Source organism: Burkholderia sp. Ac-20379 (assembly GCF_017104645.1).
GTDB lineage: Bacteria > Pseudomonadota > Gammaproteobacteria > Burkholderiales > Burkholderiaceae > Burkholderia.
Window position 1 is genome coordinate 1 of record NZ_JAAGPF010000053.1, and the last position, 14,810, is coordinate 14,810.

Annotated in this window: 17 protein-coding genes; 10 read left to right on the forward strand and 7 right to left on the reverse strand. The window is 65.5% G+C overall.

The window, feature by feature from the left end:
• Positions 1–99 precede the first annotated feature (99 nt).
• The 3 genes from G3N92_RS09995 to G3N92_RS10005 all read right to left on the reverse strand — a co-directional run bounded on the left by G3N92_RS09995 (position 100) and on the right by G3N92_RS10005 (position 3,473).
• A complete protein-coding gene (locus G3N92_RS09995) occupies positions 100–1,878 on the reverse strand; it encodes a GMC family oxidoreductase (RefSeq protein WP_206127330.1) in 1,779 nt (592 codons plus the stop codon).
• On the reverse strand, positions 1,875–2,609 hold the full coding sequence (locus tag G3N92_RS10000; RefSeq protein ID WP_206127301.1) for a gluconate 2-dehydrogenase subunit 3 family protein: 735 nt from the start codon (positions 2,607–2,609) through the stop codon (positions 1,875–1,877). The genes G3N92_RS09995 and G3N92_RS10000 overlap by 4 nt, the downstream gene beginning before the upstream one ends.
• 342 nt (positions 2,610–2,951) lie before the next feature.
• Positions 2,952–3,473, reverse strand: a complete 522-nt coding sequence (locus tag G3N92_RS10005; protein WP_206127302.1) for a sigma-70 family RNA polymerase sigma factor — start codon at positions 3,471–3,473, stop codon at positions 2,952–2,954.
• Between the two features lie 451 nt (positions 3,474–3,924).
• Here G3N92_RS10005 and G3N92_RS10010 point away from each other — a divergent pair, with 451 nt between their 5' ends.
• From G3N92_RS10010 to G3N92_RS10030, 5 genes are all read left to right on the forward strand, one after another.
• On the forward strand, positions 3,925–4,734 hold the full coding sequence (locus G3N92_RS10010) for a transporter substrate-binding domain-containing protein (protein WP_206127303.1): 810 nt from the start codon (positions 3,925–3,927) through the stop codon (positions 4,732–4,734).
• 97 nt (positions 4,735–4,831) lie between these two features.
• The gene (locus G3N92_RS10015; protein WP_206127304.1) at positions 4,832–5,521 is read left to right on the forward strand and encodes an amino acid ABC transporter permease; all 690 of its coding nucleotides are present in this window, start codon (positions 4,832–4,834) and stop codon (positions 5,519–5,521) included.
• Positions 5,518–6,168 (forward strand): amino acid ABC transporter permease, encoded by a 651-nt coding sequence (locus tag G3N92_RS10020; RefSeq protein WP_206127305.1) that lies wholly within the window; start codon positions 5,518–5,520, stop codon positions 6,166–6,168. The genes G3N92_RS10015 and G3N92_RS10020 overlap by 4 nt, the downstream gene beginning before the upstream one ends.
• Positions 6,155–6,877 (forward strand): amino acid ABC transporter ATP-binding protein, encoded by a 723-nt coding sequence (locus G3N92_RS10025; protein WP_206127306.1) that lies wholly within the window; start codon positions 6,155–6,157, stop codon positions 6,875–6,877. The genes G3N92_RS10020 and G3N92_RS10025 overlap by 14 nt, the downstream gene beginning before the upstream one ends.
• Before the next feature lie 420 nt (positions 6,878–7,297).
• Positions 7,298–7,519 (forward strand): hypothetical protein, encoded by a 222-nt coding sequence (locus G3N92_RS10030; RefSeq protein WP_206127307.1) that lies wholly within the window; start codon positions 7,298–7,300, stop codon positions 7,517–7,519.
• A gap of 55 nt (positions 7,520–7,574) precedes the next feature.
• On the opposite strand, the gene G3N92_RS10035 is transcribed toward G3N92_RS10030, so the two are convergent.
• Complete coding sequence (locus G3N92_RS10035) at positions 7,575–8,474, reverse strand: LysR family transcriptional regulator (protein ID WP_206127308.1); 900 nt, start codon at positions 8,472–8,474, stop codon at positions 7,575–7,577.
• Positions 8,475–8,720: 246 nt separating this feature from the next.
• Here G3N92_RS10035 and G3N92_RS10040 point away from each other — a divergent pair, with 246 nt between their 5' ends.
• Positions 8,721–9,674, forward strand: coding sequence for an aromatic alcohol reductase (locus tag G3N92_RS10040; RefSeq protein WP_206127309.1), 954 nt, complete (start codon positions 8,721–8,723; stop codon positions 9,672–9,674).
• A gap of 181 nt (positions 9,675–9,855) precedes the next feature.
• Here G3N92_RS10040 and G3N92_RS10045 read toward each other — a convergent pair whose 3' ends face one another.
• Positions 9,856–10,410, reverse strand: a complete 555-nt coding sequence (locus G3N92_RS10045) for an ATP-binding protein (protein ID WP_206127310.1) — start codon at positions 10,408–10,410, stop codon at positions 9,856–9,858.
• 565 nt (positions 10,411–10,975) lie between these two features.
• Here G3N92_RS10045 and G3N92_RS10050 point away from each other — a divergent pair.
• From G3N92_RS10050 to G3N92_RS10065, 4 genes are all read left to right on the forward strand, one after another.
• Positions 10,976–11,341 carry a DUF2946 family protein gene (locus tag G3N92_RS10050; protein WP_206127311.1) on the forward strand — a complete coding sequence of 122 codons (366 nt, stop codon included), beginning with the start codon at positions 10,976–10,978 and terminating at the stop codon, positions 11,339–11,341.
• Between the two features lie 118 nt (positions 11,342–11,459).
• Positions 11,460–12,107, forward strand: a complete 648-nt coding sequence (locus G3N92_RS10055; RefSeq protein ID WP_206127312.1) for an SCO family protein — start codon at positions 11,460–11,462, stop codon at positions 12,105–12,107.
• Between the two features lie 62 nt (positions 12,108–12,169).
• Positions 12,170–12,613 (forward strand): copper chaperone PCu(A)C, encoded by a 444-nt coding sequence (locus G3N92_RS10060; RefSeq protein WP_206127313.1) that lies wholly within the window; start codon positions 12,170–12,172, stop codon positions 12,611–12,613.
• A gap of 25 nt (positions 12,614–12,638) precedes the next feature.
• Positions 12,639–13,007, forward strand: a complete 369-nt coding sequence (locus G3N92_RS10065) for a copper resistance protein CopC (protein ID WP_206127314.1) — start codon at positions 12,639–12,641, stop codon at positions 13,005–13,007.
• Between the two features lie 95 nt (positions 13,008–13,102).
• On the opposite strand, the gene G3N92_RS10070 is transcribed toward G3N92_RS10065, so the two are convergent.
• Together G3N92_RS10070 and G3N92_RS10075 are read right to left on the reverse strand one after the other, a co-directional pair.
• The gene (locus tag G3N92_RS10070; RefSeq protein WP_206127315.1) at positions 13,103–13,807 is read right to left on the reverse strand and encodes a hypothetical protein; all 705 of its coding nucleotides are present in this window, start codon (positions 13,805–13,807) and stop codon (positions 13,103–13,105) included.
• A gap of 92 nt (positions 13,808–13,899) precedes the next feature.
• Positions 13,900–14,778, reverse strand: a complete 879-nt coding sequence (locus tag G3N92_RS10075; protein WP_206127316.1) for a GntR family transcriptional regulator — start codon at positions 14,776–14,778, stop codon at positions 13,900–13,902.
• Positions 14,779–14,810 lie beyond the last annotated feature (32 nt).

Here is a 14,810-nt window from a genome sequence, read left to right on the forward strand (position 1 = left end):
TGGCCGGCCACGCCGCCATCGTCACCGCCGCAACCGCCGCGGCCGCCGTCAGCGCCGCCGCCCGCGCCACGCGCGCGCCCTTCGAAAAGATGCTCTGCTTCATACGCTCACCAACGGGCCGGGGTTCTTCAGATACTGCGTGCGGATCGCGTGCGCGGACCAGTAGGCCAGCGCGGCCACCAGCCCGGTGGGGTTGTAGCCGATCCCCTGCGGGAACGCCGACGCGCCCATCACGAACACGTTGTGCACGTCCCAGCTTTGCAGGTAGCGGTTCAGCACGCTCGTCTTCGGATCGGTGCCCATGATCGCGCCGCCGACCAGGTGGGTCGTCTGATATTGGCGCGCATCGAAGTGCTTGCCGAATTCGCGCGTGGACACGCCGATCGCCTTCGGCCCCATCGCCTCGGCGATCTTCTTCATCTGGCCGGTGACGTACTGCGCCATCTTGATGTCGTTGTCCTTCCAGTCGAACGTCATGCGCAACAGCGGCTGGCCGTACGCATCGCGGTAGGTCGGATCGAGATCGAGGAACACGTCGCGATACGACATGTTCGAGCCGTGCGCGTCCATCGACACGGTGTGCGCGTAGTTGTCCTTGACGGCCTTCTTCCACGCCGAGCCCCACGCGGGCGTGCCGGCCGGCGTGGCGATGCCGCTGATCGGCTTGGCGCCGGCCTGGTTGACCCACAGCGGCGAGCCGCCGACGAAGCCGAGCGGGCCGTGGTCGAAATTGTCGGCGTTGAAATCGTCGACGGCCACGCCGTTGCCGCCCGCGCCCACGAACGGGTTCGTCCAGGTGTCCTTATCGAAGAACGCCTTGATCGTGGAGAGGTTCTGGTAGGCGAAGTTGCGCCCCACCACGCCCTCGCCCGACACCGGGTCGTAAGGCTTGCCGATGCCCGACAGCAGCAGCAGGTGCACGTTGTGATACTGGAACGCGGCCACGATCACGAGATCGGCCGGCTGGAACACCTCGCGGCCGGCCGGATCGACGTAGGTCACGCCGGTGGCGCGCTTTTTGTCGCCGTCGAGTTCGACGCGCAGCACGTGGCACTTCGAGCGCAGTTCGAACTTCGGCTCCTGTTTCAGCGCGGGCAGAATGTTCAGGTTCGGCGACGCCTTCGAATACATGTAGCAGGCATAGCCGCTGCAATAGCCGCAGAAATTGCACGGCCCCATCTGTACGCCGTACGGGTTCGTATACGGCCCCGACGTGTTGGCCGACGGCAGCCGGTACGGATGCAGTCCGAGCGATTGAGCGGCATCCGAGAAACGCTGCGCCGAGTAGGTATTCAGTTGCGCGGGCAACGGAAAATGGCTGCTGCGGTTCGCCTCGAACACGTTGCCGTCGCCCACCACCTTGCCATCCACGCGATAGGCCTGCCCCGAGGTGCCGAACACCTTCTCGGCGAAATCGAAATACGGCTCCAGTTCCTCGTAGCTGACGCCGTAATCCTGGATCGTCATGCCTTCGGGAATGAACCGCTTGCCGTAGCGCTCCTCGTAATGGCTGCGCAGCCGCAGTTCCTCGGGCGTGATCCGGAAATGCACGCCGGACCAATGCAGCCCCGCGCCGCCCACGCCCTCGCCGGGCAGGAACGCCGCGAGCTGGCGATACGGCAGCGCGGTGTCGCCGGGCGCATGGCGGATCGACACAGTCGTCTTCGACAGGTCGAGGAACAGCTTCTTGCGGACGTTGTAGGTCAGCTCGTCGAGCGTGTTCGGGTAGGCGCCGTCGGGGTACGTGTCGCGGTATTCGCCGCGCTCAAGCGCCACCACCGAGAGCCCGGCCTCGGTCAATTCCTTCGCGAGGATCGCGCCGGTCCAGCCGAAGCCCACCACCACGGCGTCGACATGCGGTTTCTTCTCGGCCATCAGCCACGCTCCCCGTTGATCGACAGCGGCCCGTACGGGTAGGCCTTGCCGTTCTGATTGACGAAATCCATGAAATCCGCGCGCGCGCCGGGGAAGCCGATCATCTTCCACGCGGCCATGTCGCGGTTGCCGCCATGAATCGGGTCGCAGAAATAGCCTTCGCGCGTGTTCTGCAGCAGTTGCCCGAAGAACGTCCGGGCCGGCACGTCGCCCAGCTCCACCTTGCCGGCCTCGAGCGCGCCGAGCACGGCGTCGCGCGTGGCGGCATCGAGCTCCGCGAACGGCTTGCCGTAGGCGGTGCGGCAATAGCGGTTCACGGCCGCGATGCCGAGCCGGTAGATGTCGCGCGGCACGAGCTTGAGCTGGTAACCGAGCTCGGGCGCACCTTCCTGGAACGGCCCCTGCATGTACCAGGTCGCGCCGTGCGCGTACGGCGTGTCCATCTGACGGTCGATGAACTCGGGCGCGCCGGCCTCCAGCGCGCCGGGGCCTTCGGCGTCGGCCGGAATCAGGCGGTCGCAGGCGGCGTTGACGAACGCCCATTCGGCGGTGTCGAAGAAGCGCGGCTTGTACGGGGCGCTGGACTGGGACGATGCCTGCGCGGCGGCCGTGGCAGCGGACGCGCCGCCGTGCTGGCCGAGATCGCAGCCGGCCAGCGAGGCGGCCGGCACGAGCGCGATCGTCGTCTGCAGGAAACGGCGTCGCGAGCCCGGTTTATCGGGAGGGGTGGTCATGATGGGGTCCGTTCGTTATGGGCGCGACGGGCGCGGGACGAAAGGCGTCGAACGCCACGGCCCCGCCATCTCGAAAAATCGGCGGGCTGCCGCCGGTTTTTTCGTTTCGACGCAATTTGGCGCTCGCAGTATAAATGGAACCGGTTCCATTGTGCGATATTCCGTCGCAACGGGTTATTGCAGGATTGGCATGAATCGCTTGGGGCGTGCCGGGATAGCGGCGCGGGGGATGGGGAATGCGGGGGGAAGTGGAAACGCCAGGGTTCGGCGCGAAGGCCCGGGATACGGGCGGCGGCCCGGCCACGCCACGTGGCAATGCGGCCGCCCCGCTATCGGCTCAGATCAGGACGCCAGCAGAAAGCACGCGTCGTAGGCCGCCGCCATGTACCGCTTGACGGTGCGCTCGCTGATGCCCTGCCGCTCCGCGATCTCCGCGTAGGTCAGCCCCTCGAGCTGCGACAGCAGGAACGCGCCGCGCACCTTGGCCGGCAGCCGGTCGAGCATGGCGTCGATCTCGTGCAGCGTTTCGAGGATCAGGCAGCGCGCCTCGACCGACGGCGCCATCGCCTCGGGCAACAGCGCCAGCGCGTCGAACCAGGCGCGTTCGAGCGAGTTGCGGCGATAGTGATTGAGCACCAGCCGGCCGGCCACCGTGGTCAGGTAGGCGCGCGGCTCGCGCAGTTCGCGGGGATCGAAATCGGCGCCGGCCCAGGCGGCCAGCACGCGCGCGAAGGTGTCCTGGGCCAGATCCGCGGCGTCCGACGCGTTGCCGAGCTTGCGGCGCAGCCAGCCCTGCAGCCACGCATGATGGTCGTGATACAACGCGCTCACTTCACGTTGCACGTCGGATCGGACAGCGGACATCGAAGCAACCCCTTTTACGGCAAGCACTTCGATTCGATTTCGAAGTGAAGATAAGAATGATTCGCATTTTATAGAATCGACGGCGTTGCGCAATCGGCCGATGCATGGCGGGATGACGCCAATCCAACAGATTCGCGTTTTCTCTCTACTGGTCTTACCAGTATGAACATAAGAAACACCCTGAATCGAACCCGCCGCCACGACGTCCTGCCGTGCATCCGGCCCCGCAAAATCGCCTGGAACGCCCATTCCACGCCCGTTTTCGGCGCTTTCCGTCCGCCTCGCACCCGAATGACGCATGCGGTTCGCGCGAAAACGGTGCATCGCCCAGCCCCATCGCCGCCCACGCTGGTTAGACCAGCCTGCCGCCACATGGCCCGGCTCTTGCTAAATGAAGACGGGGCCGCCTGCGGCCCAACCGACCGACGACAACACCTACAGAGAACTCGCGATGGACTTTCGACCGAACCGTACCGCTTCCCGCCGCGCCTGGCTCGCCGCGCTGCTCGCCGCTCCCGCCCTGCTGCTGATCGGCGCGCCCGCCGCACAGGCCGATGCGCTCGACACCATCGCCAAGAGCGGCGAGCTGCGCGTGGCGGTGCCGGAGGACTATCCGCCGTTCGGTTCGGTCGGCACCGACATGCAGCCGCAAGGCTATGACATCGACACGGCCGCGCTGCTGGCCAAGTCGCTCGGCGTGAAGCTCAAGCTGGTGCCGGTCAACAGCGCGAACCGCATTCCCTACCTGACGACCAACAAGGTCGATCTGGTGATCTCGTCGCTCGGCAAGACGCCCGACCGCGAGAAGGTGATCGACTTCTCGAGCGCCTACGGCCCGTACTTCCAGGGCGTGTTCGGCCCGGCCGACGTCAAGGTGTCCGGCCCGGCCGACCTGACCGGCAAGACCGTCGGCGCGACGCGCGGCGCGCTCGAGGAAATCGCGCTGACGCAGATGGCGCCGAACGCCACCATCAAGCGCTTCGAGGACAACAACGCCACCATCCAGGCGTTCCTGTCGGGCCAGGTGCAACTGATCGCGGCCGGCAACATCGTGGCCGCGGCGATCCTCGCCAAGAACCCGCCGCGCCGCCCCGAAACCAAGTTCGTGATCAAGAACTCGCCGTGCTTCGTCGGCCTGAACAAGAACGAGCCGCGCCTGCTCGCCAAGGTCGACGCCGCGCTCGCCCAGGCCAAGAAGGACGGCGCGCTCGACGCGATCTCGAAGAAGTGGCTGGGCCAGCCGCTGCCGGCCGGCCTGTAACGAACGGCGCGCGCAACGCATCGGCCCGATTCCGGCGGGCCGCCCCCGCCACGGTGGCGGCCCGCCGACCGATTCCTTCCATCGATCCGCATTCGAGATGACCTACCAGCTTCAGTTCGGCGAGCTTGCCGAGTACGCGGGCATGTTCGCGAGCGGCGCCGCGACCACGCTCGCGCTGACCGCCGTGTCCACCGTGCTCGGCCTGAGCCTCGGCGTGCTCGGCGCGGCCGCGCACGACACGCGCGCACCGGGCCTCGCCTGGCTGCGCGGCGCGACCGGCGCCTACGTCGAGGCGATCCGCAACACGCCGTTCCTGGTGCAGTTGTTCTTCGTGTTCTTCGGCCTGCCCGCGCTCGGCATCCATATCGGCGAGGTCACGGCGGCGGTGCTGGCGATGACGCTGAACCTCGGCGCCTATTCGGTGGAAATCGTGCGCGCCGGCATGGCCGCCGTGCCGCGCGGCCACCACGAAGCGGCCGCCGCGCTGGCGATGTCGCGCGCCCAGGCGTTCCGCCACGTCGTGCTGCCGCAGGCGTTCGCCAAGGTGTTCCCCGCGCTGACGAGCCAGATCGTGATCACCATGCTCGGCTCGGCCGTCGTCTCGCAGATCTCCGTGACCGACCTGACGTATGCGGCCAGCTACATCCAGTCGCGCAACTTCCGCGCGTTCGAAACCTACTTCGTGATCACCCTTGCGTATCTGGCGATGGCGCTGGTGCTGCGCTTCGCGCTCAACTCGGCCGGCCGCCGCCTGTTCGCGCGCCGCGTTGCAGGAGGCGCGCGATGATCGAATTCACGTTCGGGCAGATTCTGTCGAACCTGCTGCTGGCCGCGCGCTGGACCGTGGTGCTGTCGCTCGTGTCGTTCGCGCTCGGCGGCGCGGTGGCGCTGGTGCTGCTCGCGATGCGCGTGTCGAATCACGCGCTGCTGCGCGGCATCGTCAAGGTCTATATCGAGGTGTTCCAAGGCACGCCGCTGCTGATGCAGTTGTTCGTGGTGTTCTTCGGCTTGCCGCTGCTCGGCCTCGACGTGCCGCCCTGGGTGGCCGCCACGCTCGGCCTGACGTTCTTCACCAGCGCGTATCTGGCCGAGATCTGGCGCGGCTGCGTGGAGGCGGTGCCGCGCGGGCAATGGGAGGCGTCGTCGAGCCTGGCGATGAGCTATCTCGAGCAGTTGCGCCACGTGATCCTGCCGCAGGCGGCGCGCATCGCCGTCGGACCGACCGTCGGCTTCGGCGTGCAGGCGATCAAGGACACCGCGCTGGTGTCCATCATCGGCTTCACCGAGCTGACCAAGGCCGGCCAGGTGATCTCGAACGCGACGTTCCGGCCGTTTCTCGTCTACGGCCTGGTCGCCCTCATCTACTTCGCGCTCTGCTATCCGCTGACCCGCTGGGCGCGCTCGCTGCAAAGGAAATGGCATGCCGCTCGTTGAAACCCGCGCTCTCGAAAAGAACTTCGGCCAGAACCACGTGCTGAAAGGCATCGACTTCAGCGTCGAGCGCGGCCAGGTCGTGACTATCATCGGCCGCAGCGGCTCGGGCAAGAGCACGTTCCTGCGCACGCTGAACGGGCTGGAGAGCATCGACGCCGGCTCGATCACGATCGACGGCACCACCGTCGACGCGCGCCGTGGCGACCTGCGCGCGCTGCGCCTGAAAGTGGGCATGGTGTTCCAGCAATACAACCTGTTCCCGCACCTGAGCGCCGGGCAGAACGTGATGCTGGCGCAAACCGTGGTCAAGCAGACCAACAAGCACCAGGCGCGGGCGATCGCCGAGCTGATGCTCGAACGCGTGGGCCTCGGCGACAAGTTCGACGCGTTTCCCGAGCAACTCTCCGGCGGCCAGCAGCAGCGCGTGGCGATCGCGCGGGCGCTGGCGATGAAGCCGGCCGTGCTGCTGTGCGACGAGATCACCTCGGCGCTCGATCCGGAACTCGTGGCGGAAGTGCTCGGCGTGGTCGAGAACCTCGCGAAGGAAGACATGACGCTGATCATGGTCACGCACGAGATGCGTTTCGCGCGCGCGGTCAGCGATCAGGTGGTGTTCATGCATCAGGGCCGCGTGTGGGAAAGCGGGCCGCCGCAGCAGATTTTCGAGGCGCCGCGGACGATCGAACTGCAACGGTTCATTCAACAGTAAGGCGCGCCGTGTGCGCGCTGTAAGCGGCGCGCGGCGAAGCCTTGCGGCGCAGCATCGCGGGCGGCGGGCCACGGCGGGGGGCGTCGGCGCGCCACGCGTGCATGGCTTGTGCGGCGCGTCGGCGCCGATGCGTTACGGCCCCTCGCGCTCGTGATCGACAGTAACAATCTTTGCGGGAACGGCCGCGTTCCCGGGCGAGTCCATGTCAACGTAACGAACGCAGCGCGCGTGCCGCCCCGCTGTCGCGCCGACAGCGCAGCCCGGCCACGCCAGCGCCCTCCGCCGCGTTCGGCTCGCCGCCGTATCGATGCCGGCTCCTCGCTTTCGCGCCTCGCCCCGCCCGTCATCATTGCGTCACGTCGCTACGGTTTTTCCGATGTCCCGCGCCGCCGCGCGGTTGCCTAGCCTTCGGAGTCCACCATGTTGAGCCCGCATGAACTCGCCACCCTGATGCTGATTCACGGCGCACCGGATGGGATCGATCCGGACCGCGTCGAGATCGATACGCTGCTCGCCCATCGCCTCGTGTCGGTCGAACCGCGCGCGGATGGCGTTGCGCGGCCGGCGTTGACGGCGACGGGGCGGTCGGTGTTGGCTGCGGCTGGAAGGATTGGGGTGGAGGGGGTTGATGCTGGCGGCTGATTTGGCCGGAATCGGCCATGAACGGACATACCGCGTTTATGCCAACAACGGCCGCTTATTGCGGTAGATCCGACCTGACGATCGCCGCGACCCAGTCGACGAACGTCCTGATTGCGACGGTGACGCGTGCCTGAGGATAGACAATGGAAATCGGTACGGGCGCGCATCTCGCACTGGCAAGCACCTCTTTGAGGCGTCCGCTTCGAAGATAGGCAGAGGCCGCAAACTCCGAAAGCTGGATCAAGCCGAGCCCTTCCAGTCCACACTGCAAATACGCCTCCGTTTCGTTAACTGCGAATCGGCTGCGCACAGGCATTTCCAGATTTTCGCCGTTCACGCAAAAACGCCAGTCGAGAGGCCGGCCGGTCGCATTAGAGAGGTAACTGATGGTGCGGTGAGTAGCAAGTGCGGCGATCGACTCCGGCTCCCCGTATTGCTTGAGGTATCGCGGCGAAGCACAGGTTAGCCAGTTGAGCTGCCCGAGCCGGCGGGCTATCAGCGTCGAATCTGCGAGCACGCCAGTGCGAATAGCGCAATCAATGCCGTCATAGATGAGATCCGATGGGCGATCGCTGAGACCGAGCACCAGTTCGATGTCGGGGTACTGAGCCTCGAATTCACGCAACCTCGGTACGATTATCGACCGGCCGATCACGCCGGGCATATCAACGCGAATCCGTCCGCGCGGCGCATTGGTCCGCATGGACACATCGCTCTCCGCGCTATCTACAGCCGAGAGAATCGCCTGGCAGGATACGAAATAGCGCGTCCCCGCCTCGGTAAGGCTAAGGCTTCGCGTGCTTCTCGTGAGCAGCGGCGTGCCGAGATGCACTTCCAGATTCTTTATCGTCGTGGTCACAGAAGAACGAGGCATTGACAACGTCTCCGCAGCTTTACTGAAGCTTCGTGCCTCGACGACCCGTACGAATATTGTCATCGCTTGAAGTTTGTCCATGAGCTGTGCGTGTAACCCGTTTGATTGGCTCAGGGTTTGCATGTTACCAACCCGATGGCATGGGGCGTCCCGCTAGGCCGCTGAAGCGCATCGTGCGGTTCGTCGTTCTTGCGTTGTGTATTCAAACTCCGCGAACAATACGCTGCGCTTGCACACCTACACTGCGAACCAGTTGGGATTGATTCGGCTCTCGTAACAACCGCCCGAAGCATCCCTATTTTCATTTGTCCCGTACGGAAGGGGTATATGTTGAACGATAAAGGAATACTGGTTTTGGGCGCGGGAGAACTCGGCATGGCCGTGCTGCGCAATCTGGCAGGACATGCGAAGCACCCATCCGATGTATCCATCGCGGTACTGCTTCGCCCGTCGACGATCGCGTCCGACGATTCGGCAAAACGCAAGGACCTGGCCGAGCTTCGCGAACTTGGTATTGAATTTGTCGAGGGAGACCTGACCCGGCAGTCGTACGCCGAGCTCGCCGCCACCTTCCGCCCATTCGATACTGTCGTCTCGTGCACAGGCTTCGTGGGCGGTCCGGGTGTACAACTGAAAATTGCAAAAGCCGCACTGGAGGCGGGAATCAAGCGCTATTTCCCATGGCAGTTCGGTGTCGACTACGACCTCATAGGCAGAGGCAGCGCGCAAGACCTATTTGACGAACAGCTTGACGTGCGTGACCTTCTTCGAGCACAGAATCTCACTGAGTGGGTAATCGTCTCCACTGGCATGTTCACGAGTTTTCTGTTCGAGCCGTCGTTCGGCATCGTCGATCTTGCAACAAACAGGGTCAATGCGCTGGGCAGTATGGACAATGCAGTAACAGTGACGACTGCCGAGGACATTGGCGTCATGACTGCCGAGATAGTCTTCGACGAGCCGCGGATTTCGAACCGAGTTCTGCACATTGCAGGCGACACGGTTACGTATCGCGACGTGGCGGATACGCTCGACCGCGTGCTTGATAGACGAGTCGAGCGTAATGAGTGGACCGTGTCTGAACTGCAGCGACTACTGTCCGAAGCGCCCGACGATACGTTGCGGAAATATCGCGTGGTGTTCGCTCAAGGACGAGGCGTTGCATGGGACAAGGCGAAGACGTTCAATGTTGAGGCGGGGGTTCGTCTCTGCGGGATCGAGGGCTGGGTGCGCGATAACCTGCCTCGCCTGCGCGCAGCAGCCGGCGATCCTGTCGTGTAACCGTCCGCTCGCCGCAACTGGGCGGCGATGACCCGGTCATGGACGTCCGCTTGCTGTTCGGGAGCGGGCGCCCGTGCTCGCCCGGTGGATGGCCGCAACGGGCCGGCTTCGACCGAACGTGGCGGGCGGCAGCCGACCCAAAGCCGGCTTCGCGTTCCCCCTTCAACCGGACACTCGAATGTCATGACCCAGTCCGGGAACGGACCTTTCCTGTCTCGTCATAGACAATGATGTTGAATCCTTCGCCGGGTGCGGGAGGGACAAAGTAGCGGGTGATCTGATCGTACTGTTCTTCCGATGTATGGAAAGGATGCTCGCCTGACAGGTTCCTCGCCATTAAACGAGATTTGCAGATCTCGTCGCTCACATCCAGATAGTGAAGCCGATGCTCGCAGCCAACCGCCTGGAATAGCGAGTGGCCCCACGCACGTGTGCTGGCCGTATTAAATGGAAAGTCCAGTACCACGGATATGCCCGTCGCGAGGAGCGCCTGGATGTGCTCAGTGAGGACCGCTCTCATGCGTGCTGCGCGGCTTGCATAATCGGTCAGCGTATGGATCTCGTCTGGGTAAAGACATGCAATCCATTTGTCCTCGCTAACCAGGACAGTCCGAGAGGCACCAACCAGGCGAGCCATCAACGTGGATTTGCCCGACGCGATTTTCCCACAAACCATATGCAAAACAGCCGTCTCGCGAAAGCCAACTGCGTCGACTACTCGATTCTCACTTGTCATTTCCGGGCGCCCCGTCTATGGCCCAGAAAGCAAAAACCCGCCTTCTGGGCGGGTTGTGATTGCCTATTGTCAACTCAATAGCTATCCCGCCGAGACTCTCGCGGTGCTAATAATCGAGTTGAGGATAAATTGGCTCATGTCGCAGAGATTAATTCAACCAGCGACACGGGGCAAGTGCCGGTGTCAACTGCGCAGCACAGTCCGAGCAGTAGAGTGACCATCCAACGCCGGACGACAGCTAACGCGTCGAAAACGGCCGTTCCATGGGCGCCGATCACAACGACGGCTCCGGGGCGGCTTTCTGTCGAACACGGCCGAACATGCCGGGCGGCTCTCGAGCGGCGAGCACTAGGTTCGCCTTGCCGTTGACACATATGCCGTTCGGGCAGCGCCCAATCGCGCTCGTCGCATGCCAGCCCGAACGGCCTTGAGCGCAATCACGCTCCTCGACCCCATATTTCCCGACGCGACAAATCGCCCCACCCTCCACACCGAACCCCCACCCCGCCGTCGCCCCCACCCGACAAACGAGGCAAAACCGCGCGCTGTGGTTTACCATCGCGCGATGCCGTCGTCCTCTCCCTTCCACCGCCGCCTGACCGCCTGGCTCGGCCTGCTTGCCGTCTGGCTGCTGGTTCTGATGCCGCTCGCCAGCCAGTTGGAGGAAGCCGCTGCCGCGCAGCGGCCGGACGCGCCGATCTGCGCCGCCGGCCAGCATCCGGGCCGGCCGGGGCAGCCGCACGACGCGCTGTCCGCCTGCGGCTACTGCACGCTCGCGGCCTCGCATGTCTACGCGCCGCCCGGCGCAGCACCGGTTGCTTCGCTGTTCCAGCGTCGCGTGGAACGCGCGCCGCGCCTCGCGCAGGCGCTGCCGCCGCGCCGTTTCCCGTCGCTTGCCGCGCCCGCCCGCGCCCCGCCCGCCTTCGCCTGATTCCGTCGTTCCGTTCGATCGCGCCGCCCGTCTGCCGGGTTGCCGGGCCGCATGCTCGCGCAGGCAGCCGCGCCGTCGCGCCTTCGTTCGGCTTCCCGATTTTCATGGCGAGACTTTCATGTTCAAGCGTTTGACCGCTTCCCCTTTCAGCGCCGGGCGGCGCACGGCGACCCTCGCGATCGCCGGCGCGCTCGCCGGCGTCACGCTGCTGGCCGGTTGCAAGCAGAACGAACCGTCGTTCAACAACCTCGACATCACCGGCAACACCCAGTTCGGCAAGGATTTCGCGCTGCCCGACACCGACGGCAAGATCCGCACGCTGGCCGACTATCGCGGCAAGGTCGTGGTGCTGCTGTTCGGCTACACGCATTGCCCGGACGTGTGCCCCACCACGCTGGCCGAACTCGCGCAGGCGCTGCAGCAGCTCGGCCCCGACGTCGCGAAACAGGTGCAGGTGCTGTTCGTCAGCGTCGATCCGAAACGCGATACGCCCGCCGTGCTGTCGCAATACGTGAGCGCCTTCGATCCGTCGTTCCGCGCGCTGCGCCCGGCCGACGACGCGCAACTGAAGAAGGTGACCAACGATTTCCGCATCAGCTACGAGCAGGTGGCCGGCAGCAAGCCCGACAACTACTCGATGAACCACACGGCCGCGAGCGTGATCTTCGATCCGAACGGCAAGCTGCGCCTGTTCGCGCGCGACGGCCAGGGCGTGCCGCCGTGGGTGCACGATCTGCCGCTGCTGCTCAAGAGCGGCAGCGCATGATGCGCGCGTCCCGTTCCGGCCTCCCGTTTGCTCCATCGACCGAATTCAATAAGGAATCCCGCATGAAAACCGCACTCCGCCTGCTCGCCGCCGCTCCCCTGTTCGCCTGCGCCGCCGCCTTCGCCGCACCGGCCGGCATCACCGTCTCGCACTGCTGGGTGCGCGCGATGCCGGCCGGCGTTCCGTCCGGCGGCTTCTTCGAGGTGGCCAACGCCGGCGCGAAGCCCGTCGACCTGACGGACGTCGAATCCGACGCGTTCGGCATGGCGATGATGCATCAGACCCAAAGCAGCGGCAGCATGTCGAAGATGGTCATGGTGGACAAGGCCACCGTGCCGGCCAAGGGCACGCTCGCGTTCGCGCCGGGCGGCTATCACGTCATGCTCGAAGAGCCGAAGCAGCCGCTGAAGATCGGCTCGACGATCCCGCTGACGCTGACGTTCGGCGACAGCGGCAAGCTCGTCGCGCAGTGCAAGGTCGAAGGCCCGAAGGGCATGTCGAAGTAAGCCGCCTCACCCCAGGAGTGCAAACATGAAGATTCGCCAGCCCCTGATGCACGGCGCCGCCGCCGTGCTGTTCGCCGCCGTCGCGCCGCTCGCGTTCGCGCATGCGCATCCGAAGCAGCGCGTGCCCGACGCGGGCGCCACGGTGCCCGTCGCCACCGCCAGCGTCGCGATCGATTTCGACGAAGGGCTCGAACCGGCGTTCAGCTCGCTGAAGGTGACCGATGCGGCCGGCCAAGCCGCCACGCGCGATGCGTCGAGCGTGAGCGGCAGCGACAAGAAGCACATGAGCGTCGATCTCGCCGCGCTGAAGCCGGGCGTCTACACGGTGAACTGGGTGGCGGTGGCCACCGACGGCCATCGCACGCAAGGCACGTACACGTTCACGGCGAAGTAAGCCGCGCGATCCGGCCTGCGCCGGGTCGCCGCCTCCATGAAGTAAGGCCCGCACGGCAGCCATGCCGCGCGGGCCTTGTCGTATTCGGGGCCGCGTCAGTTCGTGGACAGCGCGGCGGCATCGAGATCGACGTACGCGCCCGGCTGCAGCCATTGCCCCCGCCACATATGCGAGGCGCCCAGGGTGCACGACGCCGCTTTCGGGCCGGCCGGCGTCAGATGCAGCACGGCGTCGCCTTCGCACGGCCAGCCGTCGAGCGTCTGGCCCGGGCTGATGTCGACCCGAACCTCGTCGCCCGCGTTCTGCGGAATGAAGGTGAACGCATCCACTCGCACGTTGCCGAGCGGCACCGGATGCGGGCTGCGGATCGACTGCAGCGTGCGGTGCGCCCCCAGGCCGAACACGCCGCCGGTCTGTTCGTATTCGGCGGTGCTGCCAGGCGGGAACGTCACGCCGGACACGACGATCGCGCGTGTCGTCAGCTCGTCCACGTTGCGCGTGTCCTCGCCGAGCGCATAGCCGGCGCCGAGCGTCACCGCCAGGTAAATCGCCGGAAAACAGAAAAACAGCGCCGACCACGCGATCCGCTTGACCACCGACAGCCGGCGACACACCCACAAGCCCACGAACAAGGTCAGCGCGCTCCAGATCGCGAGCGCCGCCATGAACGCCGCCTCGGCGATGGCGCCCAGGCTGCCGACGTCGGCGCGGCCGATCGACGGGAACAGCGCGAGCAGCAGTGCGGGCAGCGCACCGAGGCGCGGCCGGGTTCGGAAACGGCGGAAGGGAAGCGGGTTCACTGGATGGAAGCGGCGCTCGGATTCGGGCATGGCCGGCCATACTACCTTCAGCGGTGCCACTGTCGAGCGGAGACGCGCTCGCGATGCCGCGTCTAGTCGGTGGTTTTTTCGCGGACGGCGTTATGCAGATGGAGCTTCATGAAATCCGCCGCCGCCTCGCGCTGGTCGGAGAGCAGCAGATCGATCAGCGTCAGGTGCTCGCGGCAACGGCGCTCCGCCTGGTCGCGGTCCACCGCCTTGCGGTACTCCATCAGCCGCCGAAGCCGATCGAGCCGGCGCAGACCATCGAGGATGAACACGTTGCCGGAGCACGACGCGATCGTTTCGTGCAACCGGCTGTTCGCATCGAACAACGCAGCCGGCGACGCGGTCCTTGCGCCGCCGTTTGCCAGCGCCTCTTGCTCCGCTCGGCAGCGCAGCAAAGCGTCTCGCTCGAGCGAGAACGTCGGCTCGAGAATGCCGGCCGCCTCGATAAGCAAGCGGTATCGATAGCCTTGGCGATAGGTTTCCGACGAGGTCAGCACCGATTGAAACTGCCAGCCGTGCCCCGGCCGCCGCTCGATCCACCCCTCTTGAACCATGCGCCGCAGCACCGCGTTGAGATGCGCGCGCGTGATGCCATACCGGCGCATCAATTCATTTTCGGTGACGCGGTCTTCCAGTTTCCCGGCCAGCCGGTCTTCCGCGATGGCGAGATAGGTTTGCTCGCTGGCGTCGGCATTTTCGACTTCGGTGACCTCGGCGTCCGACACCGCCTCGACCCCTTCGGCCACGGCATATCCGCCGTCCGGATGCGCCTCGACAACCGCTTGCGCAGCCAGGCGCTTGAGCGCTTCCCGCACCGGCGACCGCGACACGTTGAAACGCTCCGCAAGAAGACGCTCAGGCAGGCGCGTACCAGGGGCAATTCCGGACCGGGTGATGTGCTGATGGATGTTCGTCGCGAGCACGTCGGCGAGAGCGCGAGGCATGGCAGTGGGCAGGTAAAAAGTCGGCCTAATCG

What these genes read in the sequence shown, in the direction of transcription:
- G3N92_RS10000 (WP_206127301.1), bottom strand. Translation starts at nt 2,609, where the DNA reads ATGACCACCCCTCCCGATAAACCGGGCTCGCGACGCCGTTTCCTGCAG.
- G3N92_RS10005 (WP_206127302.1), bottom strand. Translation starts at nt 3,473, where the DNA reads ATGTCCGCTGTCCGATCCGACGTGCAACGTGAAGTGAGCGCGTTGTAT.
- G3N92_RS10010 (WP_206127303.1), top strand. Translation starts at nt 3,925, where the DNA reads ATGGACTTTCGACCGAACCGTACCGCTTCCCGCCGCGCCTGGCTCGCC.
- G3N92_RS10015 (WP_206127304.1), top strand. Translation starts at nt 4,832, where the DNA reads ATGACCTACCAGCTTCAGTTCGGCGAGCTTGCCGAGTACGCGGGCATG.
- G3N92_RS10020 (WP_206127305.1), top strand. Translation starts at nt 5,518, where the DNA reads ATGATCGAATTCACGTTCGGGCAGATTCTGTCGAACCTGCTGCTGGCC.
- G3N92_RS10025 (WP_206127306.1), top strand. Translation starts at nt 6,155, where the DNA reads ATGCCGCTCGTTGAAACCCGCGCTCTCGAAAAGAACTTCGGCCAGAAC.
- G3N92_RS10030 (WP_206127307.1), top strand. Translation starts at nt 7,298, where the DNA reads ATGTTGAGCCCGCATGAACTCGCCACCCTGATGCTGATTCACGGCGCA.
- G3N92_RS10035 (WP_206127308.1), bottom strand. Translation starts at nt 8,474, where the DNA reads ATGGACAAACTTCAAGCGATGACAATATTCGTACGGGTCGTCGAGGCA.
- G3N92_RS10040 (WP_206127309.1), top strand. Translation starts at nt 8,721, where the DNA reads ATGTTGAACGATAAAGGAATACTGGTTTTGGGCGCGGGAGAACTCGGC.
- G3N92_RS10045 (WP_206127310.1), bottom strand. Translation starts at nt 10,410, where the DNA reads ATGACAAGTGAGAATCGAGTAGTCGACGCAGTTGGCTTTCGCGAGACG.
- G3N92_RS10050 (WP_206127311.1), top strand. Translation starts at nt 10,976, where the DNA reads ATGCCGTCGTCCTCTCCCTTCCACCGCCGCCTGACCGCCTGGCTCGGC.
- G3N92_RS10055 (WP_206127312.1), top strand. Translation starts at nt 11,460, where the DNA reads ATGTTCAAGCGTTTGACCGCTTCCCCTTTCAGCGCCGGGCGGCGCACG.
- G3N92_RS10060 (WP_206127313.1), top strand. Translation starts at nt 12,170, where the DNA reads ATGAAAACCGCACTCCGCCTGCTCGCCGCCGCTCCCCTGTTCGCCTGC.
- G3N92_RS10065 (WP_206127314.1), top strand. Translation starts at nt 12,639, where the DNA reads ATGAAGATTCGCCAGCCCCTGATGCACGGCGCCGCCGCCGTGCTGTTC.
- G3N92_RS10075 (WP_206127316.1), bottom strand. Translation starts at nt 14,778, where the DNA reads ATGCCTCGCGCTCTCGCCGACGTGCTCGCGACGAACATCCATCAGCAC.